We start from the raw sequence: 10442 nt of genomic DNA, 5'->3' as shown, positions 1-10442 counted from the left end.
AAACCGTGTCAGCAAAATGACATGTTGCTCTGATATGACAGCCCCAGTTTTGGGGGCTATTTGCCATCAAGTGCTTGCCGCTGCTGGATTTACCGCGGTTTTGACGGGTTTTTCACATCTAAAAGAAAACGATAAACGGTCGTAGAGCTTGAAACACGAGGGTTACAGCCTCTTGAGTGTGTCAGATTTGAGTCAACAATTTTTTGACGCTTTTTAGAAAGGTCCGACATTTCTTGCGCTTTGATGGCCCGGTGCTAGTGTCAAAAAATGGCCGACAATCTATTGGCCAAATGCCCTCGGCGAACGGCGGAAAGACAATGATTCGATATCTCAAAGAGCTGCTGTTAGTTCTCTATTTAATCGGTAATTACGACTATTACCTTGAACGCCTGAGTGCCATGGGAATTGGCTTTCCAGTGATGCTGTTTAGCGCAATGTTCGTTGTTCTGACAGTCGCGCTGTTCATGGCCGCGTATATCCGCCAGACCCTCATCCGGCATCTATTCGCATTGGCGATGTTCGCCTCGGCAGTGTTCTTCGATGTTTACACGCGGGTCACGGCCGATTACCTGTCCTACAGCAGCTTCGTGTCGCTGGTGTATTCCGGCGGGTTCATCCAGGAAGCGGCGTACCAGTACCGCGATGCGATCATCAGTGGGGTGGTCGGTGGTTTGCTGCTGTTGTTCGGCATCGGGCTCAAGCCGCGTCGACGTTTTCCTTTGCCGGGTGCACTGCTCGTTGCGGCACCGGTGCTTGGGGTGTTTTTGCTCAGTGCGGTGTTGTTCATGCGGGCCGGCGAGGGCGCCCGGGGACTGCCGATCATGTACACGCCGTTGGCGTATCTGAATCTGTTTACCTATGAAACCCTGCACAACACCGTCGGCCCCCGCGAACCAGTGCGCCTGGCGCGCAACGATCAGCCGGTTGGCCACGACATTGTGCTGATCATCGACGAGAGCATTTCCGGTAACTACCTGGACATCAACACGCCGTTCGGGGTGCACAGCAATCTCAAGGAGGCGCGTGCGGGCGTCGATATCTTCAACTTCGGCTATGCCGCATCGATTGCCAATTGCAGCGCCGACACCAACATCACCTTGCGCTATGGCGGCACCCGCGCCGATTACATGCGGATCAACAGCACGCAGCCATCGATCTGGCAATACGCGAAAAAAGCCGGCCTGCGCACCGTTTACATTGATGCCCAGCGCACCGCTGGCAACTTGCAGAACCTGATGAACGATGCCGAGAAAAAAGACATCGACGAGTTCGTGCAATTTGACCAGACCAGCGTACGTGATCGCGACATGGCGGCGGCGGCGAAGCTGGTCGAGCTGCTCAATGACGGTAAACCGGAGTTGGTGCTGATTAACAAGGTGGGCGCGCATTTCCCGGTGCACGACAAGTACCCGGACGCGTTCATGGCCTATCGTCCGACCTTGCCTCGGGGGCAGTTTGTCGAGGTGGCGGACACCGGTAAACGTGATGGTTTCAATGGCCAGCCGGATGATTGGGTGTTGTACCGCAATGCCTACAAGAACACGTTGCTATGGAATGTCGGGGAGTTTTTCTCGCGGGTGTTTGCTCAGGCGAATATGAATAACGCGTTGCTGATTTACACCTCGGACCACGGGCAGGATCTGCATGAACGGGGCAACCCCGGGTTGAACACGCACTGTGGCGGTGACCCAGTGGTGGAAGAAGGATTGGTGCCGCTGGTGGTGATTTCGGGCAGCGAATTGAAAACCCTGGACTGGCAAGCGCAATTGGCCGGCAACAAGGATCGCTCCAGCCACTACAACATCTTCCCGACGTTGTTGCAGTTGATGGGGTATGACTTGGCGGGGGTTGAGGCGGCGTATGGCAAGCCGCTGAGCGTGCCGACCGCCGATGAGTTCACGTTTAACTATCGGTTCAATGCGCGGCTCGGGGCCCAGCCTGAGTGGAAACACATCGATCTGAACAGCATTGTTACGCCGTCGCAGGTGCCTGCCAGTGTTGCGGTGGGGCAGTAAGATCTCGATTGTTTGAGACGACGCCATCGCGGGCTTGCCCGCGGTGAGGCCGGCCCGTTCAACCCGGATCCGAAGGCTGTCCCCACCGCGTCCGATACACCCCCGGCGCACACCGCAACCAGCGCAGACACGCGCGGTTCAAACTCTGCACATCGCTCTACCCCGGCCGATCGGAAATCTCCACCCACTCAAGTCCCCCGGCATGCAACAGATCTTCGGCCCGACACCGGCGGTATTCATCAAGCAATTGCGAAAAACTCCAGCCCAAGGCTTTCAGTCACCGAGCGGCCGTGCGTTCAAGCAAGTGATGGGCGGGGCAAAACTGCTGCCAGTTTGCAGCCGCAAGGTCCGCAATCGGATGGTCGCTGACTTGCTCCAGCAACGTCGGCTCGCTGTTGCGCCGTGTTTGTTCCAGCTCATGGTTGCCGGGTGTCAACGCTGCCACAAACAGCTGCGGATCCAGATGAATCGAATGATTCGGCTGCCCCCACTGCACCGCCGCGCGAAATGCCTGTTCATGAGCCGCGTCAGCTCGTTGTTCAACGCCTGGCTGCCGGCGAGCAAGCGCCGGGCGTGTTGCAGCACCAGTTGACCCTGACCGGTCAGGCGGAACTCGCGACTGCTGCGTTCCACCAGCGCGCAATTGCGGCAGGTAAAGGTTCCGCTCCGACGGCGCTTCGGTGGCTCTTGCCCATGCCCGAATCCACCTGGCCTTTCTCGCCACGCGGCAGCAGGGAGCCAAACGGGTATTGCGCGCGGCGGCTCATGGCGTTGCCGGCGTATACGTTTTCGCTCATCACGTGCTCCATGAACCCGGATGGCCTGGCGTTGGCCGGTGCATCGGCAGCAATCACCGATTGCGTCAGGCAAGCCGTGATCAGGCAGGCCAGCAGGCCACGAGGGCTCAACGTGAAACGAGGCATGGCGTATCCGCTTTTTATCGTTATGGTTAGACCAGCCTGGAGGGTAGGGTGGCGGCCACTCCGGGCGACAATCGTCAACGGACAAAAACCATGCAGGGCCGCTATCCTTGCCCCACGTTTATCAATCGGGTTCTCCCATGCTTGAAGTCCGCGGCGTCTTCAAAAGCTACGCCACTGCGCAAGGTCCGCTGCCGGTGCTGCAAGGCGTCGACCTGACATTGAAACCCGGCAGCAGCCTGGCGTTGATGGGTGAGTCGGGCAGTGGCAAAAGCACCTTGCTGCACCTGATCGCCGGGCTGGACAAGGTCGATCGCGGCAACATCCGCAGCGGCGAGCATCGGCTGGAGCAGATGAACGAAGGGCAATTGGCGAATTGGCGGCGGACTGAAATCGGCCTGGTGTTCCAGCAATTCAACCTGATCGGCAGTCTGCGGGTAGAGGACAATCTGGCGTTCCAGGCGCGTTTGGCCGGGCGGCATGATTCGCGCTGGCAGGCGCATCTGGTGCAGCGTCTTGGGCTGGCTGACTTGCTGCGGCGTTATCCGGAACAGCTGTCTGGCGGGCAACAGCAACGGGTTGCGCTGGGTCGTGCCCTGGCGTCGCAGCCGAAGCTGCTGTTGGCCGATGAGCCCACCGGCAGCCTCGATGAAGCCACCAGCGATGAGGTGTTGAAGTTGTTGCTGGAGCTGCTCGACGACAGCCCCACCACGTTATTGATGGTCACTCACAGCCCAAGGGTTGCCGCGAGGCTGGCGGAAAAAGTGGTGCTCCACGGTGGTCGTCTGGCTGGCGCGGACGAGCGCTGAAGTGCGGGTCTTTGGCGAAACACTGCGAGCGCTGCTCAGTCATTGGCGGCGGCACCCGGTGCAGTTTTTCAGTGTGCTGACCGGGCTCTGGCTCGCCACCAGTCTGCTGTCCGGTGTGCAAGCGCTGAACAGTCAGGCGCGGGAAAGCTATGCCCGGGCCAGCCAGTTGATCGGCGGTGAACCTCAGGCCAGCCTCAGTGCGCCCAGTGGTGCAACCTTCTCCCAGCAATTGTTCGTTGATCTGCGCCGTGCCGGGTGGCCGGTGTCGCCGGTGCTGCAAGGTCGGGTGACGCTCAAGGGGCATGAAGACCAGCGCTTGCAGTTGATGGGCATCGAGCCGGTGTCGCTGCCGGGCGGTTCTGCGGTGGCCGGGCAAGCATTGGCGATCGAGCAGATCGTCGAGTTTTTCAGTCCGCCGGGCAGTACCTGGATTTCGCCGCAGACCTTGCAGGCGTTGGGCCTGAGCGAGGGCGCGCGGCCGCTGAGTACGAGCGGCCAGGCATTGCCGCCGTTACATGTCCAGACCGACATGGCGCCGGGTGTGTTGCTGGTGGACATCGGGTTTGCCCAGCAGATTCTCGGTCTGCCGGATCAGCTCTCGCGCCTGTTACTGCCCAAGGATTTCACCGCGAACCTGCCCGATCAATTCAAGGGTCAACTGCAACTCAAGACCAGCGGTGAAGAAAACAATCTGTCGCGCCTGACCGAGAGCTTTCACCTGAACCTTGATGCCTTGGGGTTTCTATCATTCGTGGTGGGCCTGTTCATCGTCCACGCCGCCATCGGCCTGGCGCTGGAACAACGCCGAGGCTTGATCAGAACCCTGCGGGCCTGCGGGGTCAGTGCGCGCATGCTGATTGCCTGCCTGACCGTCGAACTGGGTGGGCTGGCAGTGATCGGCGGACTCGCCGGGGTTATCAGCGGCTACCTGTTGGCCAGCGTGTTGTTGCCGGATGTCGCCGCCAGTTTGCGCGGGTTGTACGACGCTGAAGTGGCGGGGCAGTTGAGCCTCAGTCCGCTGTGGTGGCTTAGCGGTATCGGCCTGAGTGTGTTCGGTGCGTTGCTGGCCGGTGCCAACAGTCTGCTGCGGGCGGCGCGCTTGCCATTGCTGGCCCTGGCCGACCCGCAAGCCTGGCATCAGGCTCACGTGCGCTGGTTGCGCCGTCAGGGTTGGGTCGCGGCGATTGCCGCCGTCATCGCACTGCTGGCATTGATCTGGGGCGACAGCCTGGCCAGCGGTTTCGTCTTGATGGCGGCACTGTTGCTCGGCGCCGCATTGGCGTTGCCGGTGGTGCTCAGTGCGGTGTTGAACCTGGTGCTGAGCCGCAGTCGTTCGGTACTTGGCCAATGGTTTTTCGCCGACTGCCGACAGCAACTGCCGGCCTTGAGCCTGGCGCTGATGGCGTTGCTGTTGGCGTTGGCGGCGAACATCGGTGCCGGGAGCATGACCGCCGGTTTTCGCCAGACGTTCAGCGACTGGCTCGAACAACGTCTGACCGCCGAGCTCTACCTCAACCCACAAAATCCGGCGCAGGCCAGAGAGCTGCACACCTGGCTCAAACAGCAGCCGCAACTCAGCGCAGTGCTACCGAACTGGCAAGTCTCGATCCAGTTGCAGGGTTGGCCGGCGGACGTGTTCGGCGTGATCGATCATCCGTCCTATCGCCAGCACTGGCCGCTGCTGGAAACCTTGGGCGACAACCCTTGGGACCGGCTGGCCAAGGACGACGCGCTGATGCTCAGCGAACAACTGGCCCGTCGGTTGAAGGTGCGCCTGGGCGATCACCTTACGATCCCGACGCCTGACGGCCCTTGGTCGCCACGGATCGTCGGGATCTACGCCGACTATGGCAACCCCAAGGGCCACCTGCTGGTCAACGTCAACCACCTGTTGCGCAGTTGGCCGCAGCTGACACCGAACCGTTTCAACCTGCGCATCGATCCGCCTTCCATCCCGGCGTTCGTGACAGTGCTGCAAGCTCGCTTCGCCCTCGACGACAGTCGCATTGTCGATCAGGCCCGACTCAAGGGCTGGTCTACCCAAGTGTTCGAACGCACCTTTGCCGCGACTGCTGCGCTCAACAGCCTGACTCTCTGCGTGGCGGGCGTGGCGTTGTTTATCAGCCTGCTGACGCAAAGCCAAAGCCGTCTCGGGCAACTGGCGCCATTGTGGGCGCTGGGCGTGACGCGCCGACAATTGATGCTGCTCAACCTCGGGCAAACCTGGTTGTTGGCGGTACTGACCCTGGTGCTCGCGTTGCCGTTGGGCATCGCGTTGGCCTGGTGCCTGGACACGGTGATCAACGTTCAGGCCTTCGGCTGGCGCCTGCCGTTGCGGGTGTTTCCTCTGCAATTATTGCAGTTGATGGGGCTGGCGTTACTCGCGACATTGCTGGCGTCGGCATGGCCGCTGTACACGCTGTATCGCACCCAACCGGCGGATCTGCTGAGGACGTTTGCTCATGAAGATTAACGTCGGTGTGTTGCTGTTGCTGTTGGTTTTGTTGAGCGGGTGCGATATCCCGGCGTCTGATGAAAAAGGCTTCGCCGGCCTCGGTCATCAGGCTGCCGCGTTCACCGAAGTGGTGCCCGGTCGGGTGTTCAGTTTTCCGGCGGATCACGGGCCTCACGACGGTTTTCGCATCGAATGGTGGTACGTCACCGCCAACCTCAAGGACGATCAGGGTCGCGAGTTTGGCGTGCAGTGGACGTTGTTTCGCAGCGCCCTGAAAGCTACACCCGAGGTGGCAGGCTGGAATAATCAGACGATTTGGCTCGGTCATGCGGCTGTGACGTCTGCAACGGTGCATCACGCTGCCGAACGCTATGCCCGTGGCGGCGTCGGGCAGGCCGGGGTGAGCCTGACGCCGTTCAACGCGTGGATCGACGATTGGCGTTTCAGCAGTCAGACGTCAGATGCCGACCCGTTGGCGCAGATGCAACTGAGCGCCCGTGACAAACATTTCAGCTACCAATTGCGGCTGACGTCTACACATCCTCTGGTGCTGCAAGGGGACAAGGGTTTCAGCCAGAAATCAGAGCAAGGCCAGGCGTCGTACTACTACAGCCAGCCGTTTTTCCAGGCCAGCGGCTCGTTGGAAATCGAGGGTAAAACCTGGCAAGTCAGCGGCCCGGCCTGGCTCGACCGCGAATGGAGCAGCCAACCACTGACCGCCAATCAGACCGGCTGGGACTGGTTTTCCCTGCATCTGGACAGTGGCGAACACGTGATGCTTTATCGCATGCGCCAAAAGGACGGCGAGCCTTACCTTACCGGGACCTGGATCGACGCCCGGGGGCAGACGCAGTTGCTGCACGCCAGTGACATCAGCCTCACACCGCAAGACACTGCCAAGGTCGCCGGCCGTTCGATGCCAGTGCGCTGGTCGATCAAAATCCCCGGCAAACACCTCGACATCACTCTCGATGCCCTCAACCCTGAAGCCTGGATGGATTTGCGCATTCCCTATTGGGAAGGGCCGGTGCGGTTGAGCGGCAGTCAGGGCGGGCAGGGCTATCTGGAAATGACCGGGTATTGAGTCGGAACTCTCGCCTGAGCGACAGCCTCCTAAGTTAAGAAGCCCGCCCACAGGAGCCCGCCATGAGCGAAGACCTCAAACCCCCTGACCTAGCCTCGTGGCAGCGCCTGTTCGAAGACAAGGCCTACTGGCAACAGTCTCCCGACGCCCATTACGCCGAACTGCTGCGAGTCGCCGATGACTTGCTGGGGCAGGGCGCCATCGACCTCGAACAGTGGCAAGCCTTGAAGCTCAAAGCTGACCAATCCCATAAAGACTCGCCCGCCGTGAACGTCGCCCAGGAAGTCGACGATCCCGAAGCCTGAGGAGATCCCCGATGAAACCCAAACCGCCTGACACCTCTGAACACCCCGACGAGCCCCGACCACCCGGCGAAGTCGAGCGCGACAACGACGCCCTGCGCCCCACCGACCCGACCCGACGCAAGGAAGGCAGCAAGGGCACCGACAGCGGTGAATCCACCGCACAGGAAACTGCGAAGACTCCCTGATCAGCGTCTATGCTGATTTGCACGGAGGGCACTGGACTGTGGTTGAGCGCCTTTTGCTGCCATCAACTCACAGGGAAAGTACCGTTTATGACACTTCACGCATTGACCAAAGCCCATCACCCTCGCGACGCCGCCAACCATCGGGTCGTCCTTGAAAGGCCGGAAGGTGGATAGGTTCATGTACAACTGACCGACAAGGCCAAAGATTTGGGCAACCTGCAAGTCGGCGATCAAGTCAAAGTCGATGTCACCCACTCGGTCGCGGCATTCCTCGATACCGACGTAGACAAAGGTCCGCCAGGCTCCACCGAACGTGCCGGCGACATCCGCGCCACCAAAGACAACCCGAACCCCGGTGGAGAAGCTTTCCGTCAGGTGCAGGTCCAACTGAAAATCACCCACATCGACCTGAAGAAAAACCAGGTGACCTTCGAAAACCCGGCGGGCCAGTCCAAAACCGTCAATGTCGAAAGACCTGAAGTTCAGGCGAAACTGAAAGATTTGAAAGTAGGGCAGAGCGTTGTGGTGACGTACGCCGATATATTGAGAGTGACAGGTCAGCACGAAAGTTGAGTATTAGCGTTATATGTTGAATGTTCTTGTACAGCTTTTGTACAAGAATATTCAGTTTTAATGATCGAACCGGTGAGTTTAAAAAAATTGTCAAAAATTGTATTTGAACCGACATTTAATCAATGCTGTTTCGATAAATTTCATGTTCATATTCGCGGACATATTCGCAGACTTCAATTAAAATGCTTTCCGTTCGCCCAGTGTCAGGGCTCTTTACCGGTGCATGGATTGCCAGGCCATTACACTGGGCGAACACCTTCTCTGGAGGGCAGTTTAAAAGCTTCAGACATAAAAAATGGGCGACCGTGGTAGTCGCCCATTTTTATTGCGTGGAATAAACCGGTGTCTGCAATCGCTGCTTGCGCGCGACCAGCACATTGAGACCGTCGCGGAGTTGAGGTCTGTGGCCTGCCCGTTTAGAGATGCCCTGTGTTTTGCAGGCGTGGTTTAACAGCAGTGTCGAAGGCGCGGAGGAGGGTGAAGATGAGACTGGCGGGGTTGGATGTTACGGATAGCACTGGCGACGTGTTGGGTTGCTTTGCTGAACAGGAGCCAGAATCTTGCACCCGATAAAGTCGCGGCGATCGCGGCCCCAATCAAGAATAAATACCCGGACCTTTGCCGTGAACTGTGTGGCAAGGTGCTGACCACCGCGGTGCAGTCCATCGACACTATGGTGTTTGTCGAAGGCGGTCAGTTAGGAGCTTTGTAATATCAGATCCGGTGGGGATGATGATTTTGTGCATCCGGTTAAGTTGAGTAGCTATTACCTGTCGAAATTTCAGGTGGCGTTGGGGGATTTCGATTTGTTTTTTGTTGCGCCAGGTAAACCGTTATTTGACTCAAAGTATCGCGATAGAGAAGACTTGAAAAGTATGTATGCTTCGAACCTGCCTGCTCCTGCAGAAAGTTGGCAGGAGGCCAAAAATTGCTGCAATGGATTGGTCGCCTAAGTGGCTTTTTCGTGGGTTTGCCTACTGAGGCACAGTGGGAATACGCCGCCCGTAGTCGCGGCCAGCATGTATTATTTCCAACTGACAATGGTGGCCAGAACTTTGGCAGGAACTTTCCAGGGGAAGGTGAGGGAGAGACGTTTGTAGTCGATCGTTTCACGCCTAATTCGTTAGGTATCTTCAACATGGCAGGTAATGCCACTGACTGGGTAAATGATTGGTACGGTAAAGATTGTTACCAACACTCCCCTGTGGATAATCCACAAGGACCGGCGACTGGAACGGAAAGAGTCAAGCGTGGCTCATATTACCCAGAAGGCCCCTTATCTGCTGCACCAGTTGTACGGCGCTGGACAGATAAGCCAATTCAAGATGCTTACTATCCGATCTCTTCACCTTTGGCCCGGTGACCACAGCGCTTTGGCTGCCGAGGATGCGCGGTTTGTTCTGGGTCAGGGACGGGGGGGTCGTTCCATTTGGCTTTCGGGTGTTGGGTCAGGGCCAGGAAGTGGCCGCTGACCAGCAACGGCTGATCGCTTTTGCCTTCGGCCAGCTGGAAGTCGCTGCGTTGACGTTCGAGGGCGCGTTTGGCCAAGTGCTTGCCGCGTTCGCGGTCGATGAAGCGACCGGGGTAGTCGTAGTCTTCGAGGTCGGGGAGGGCGTCGCCACGGTTTGCGCTTTCCAGCGTCAGCCGCGGTTTTTCGAAGTCGTAGTCGCTACGAGTCGTGCGGCTGGTGCGGGTTTCCAGGCGCTGGATGAATTGCAGGTCCGATTCATCGTACTGAACGCAGTAAATGCGCTCGGGATAAATCGCTCCGACTTTGAATTCGTAGGCATTGCTTTGGATGCCATGCTCTTCGAGGACCATGCCGACGATTTTCGCCACGGTGAGGTTCTGGAAGATGCGCTGGTTGATGCGATGCGCCAGGTAAGACAACTGCGGACGCAGTGTCACCGCGTAACGGGTCAGGCGTTTGCCGGAATCACCCTGGACGGCGCGATAGATCTGGCCATGGATGCCGCTGCCGTCAGGCGAGAGCTGCAAGAAGGCCGGTTTGTGCAGCAGGGTGCTTGCGAACGTGAAAATTCTGGAAGGGCGTAAACAACAACGACCAGCAGAGCCGGCCGATGCTTGAAACGGTC

The 10442-nt window shown here is 58.7% G+C and carries 7 protein-coding genes and 4 pseudogenes; 8 read left to right on the top strand and 3 right to left on the bottom strand.

The window, feature by feature from the left end; translation table 11 throughout:
• Positions 1-317 precede the first annotated feature (317 nt).
• The gene (locus tag FQ185_RS26425; RefSeq protein ID WP_149420021.1) at positions 318-2015 is read left to right on the top strand and encodes a sulfatase-like hydrolase/transferase; all 1698 of its coding nucleotides are present in this window, start codon (positions 318-320) and stop codon (positions 2013-2015) included.
• A gap of 522 nt (positions 2016-2537) precedes the next feature.
• On the opposite strand, the pseudogene FQ185_RS30755 reads toward FQ185_RS26425, so the two are convergent.
• Both FQ185_RS30755 and FQ185_RS31225 read right to left on the bottom strand, forming a co-directional pair.
• A pseudogene (locus FQ185_RS30755) lies at positions 2538-2660 on the bottom strand (LysR family transcriptional regulator); the annotation flags it as partial.
• Positions 2650-2836 (bottom strand): annotated as a pseudogene (locus tag FQ185_RS31225) (hypothetical protein); the annotation flags it as partial. The pseudogenes FQ185_RS31225 and FQ185_RS30755, both read right to left, overlap by 11 nt.
• Before the next feature lie 239 nt (positions 2837-3075).
• Between FQ185_RS31225 and FQ185_RS26405 the strand changes: the two are divergent.
• The 7 genes and pseudogenes from FQ185_RS26405 to FQ185_RS30745 all read left to right on the top strand — a co-directional run bounded on the left by FQ185_RS26405 (position 3076) and on the right by FQ185_RS30745 (position 9709).
• Positions 3076-3744, top strand: a complete 669-nt coding sequence (locus tag FQ185_RS26405) for an ABC transporter ATP-binding protein (RefSeq protein ID WP_149420020.1) — start codon at positions 3076-3078, stop codon at positions 3742-3744.
• Between the two features lies 1 nt (position 3745).
• Positions 3746-6217, top strand: coding sequence for an ABC transporter permease (locus FQ185_RS26400; protein ID WP_149420079.1), 2472 nt, complete (start codon positions 3746-3748; stop codon positions 6215-6217).
• Positions 6207-7283, top strand: a complete 1077-nt coding sequence (locus tag FQ185_RS26395) for a lipocalin-like domain-containing protein (protein ID WP_149420019.1) — start codon at positions 6207-6209, stop codon at positions 7281-7283. Before FQ185_RS26400 ends, FQ185_RS26395 begins: the two co-directional genes overlap by 11 nt.
• A gap of 62 nt (positions 7284-7345) precedes the next feature.
• Entirely contained in the window at positions 7346-7588 is a 243-nt protein-coding gene (locus FQ185_RS26390; RefSeq protein ID WP_149420018.1) for a hypothetical protein, read from the top strand.
• 11 nt (positions 7589-7599) lie between these two features.
• The gene (locus tag FQ185_RS30275; protein WP_178113607.1) at positions 7600-7773 is read left to right on the top strand and encodes a hypothetical protein; all 174 of its coding nucleotides are present in this window, start codon (positions 7600-7602) and stop codon (positions 7771-7773) included.
• A 126-nt stretch (positions 7774-7899) separates the two neighbouring features.
• A pseudogene (locus FQ185_RS26385) lies at positions 7900-8346 on the top strand (hypothetical protein); the annotation flags it as partial.
• A 964-nt stretch (positions 8347-9310) separates the two neighbouring features.
• Complete coding sequence (locus FQ185_RS30745; RefSeq protein WP_371926687.1) at positions 9311-9709, top strand: formylglycine-generating enzyme family protein; 399 nt, start codon at positions 9311-9313, stop codon at positions 9707-9709.
• Here FQ185_RS30745 and FQ185_RS26375 read toward each other — a convergent pair.
• A pseudogene (locus FQ185_RS26375) lies at positions 9696-10368 on the bottom strand (contractile injection system protein, VgrG/Pvc8 family); the annotation flags it as partial. The gene FQ185_RS30745 and the pseudogene FQ185_RS26375 overlap by 14 nt on opposite strands.
• Between the last annotated feature and the right edge of the window lie 74 nt (positions 10369-10442).

The organism is Pseudomonas sp. ANT_H12B, assembly GCF_008369325.1.
Lineage (GTDB): Bacteria > Pseudomonadota > Gammaproteobacteria > Pseudomonadales > Pseudomonadaceae > Aquipseudomonas.
The sequence above is the reverse complement of the archived record's forward strand: the minus strand, read 5'-3'. Positions and strand labels throughout refer to the sequence as shown.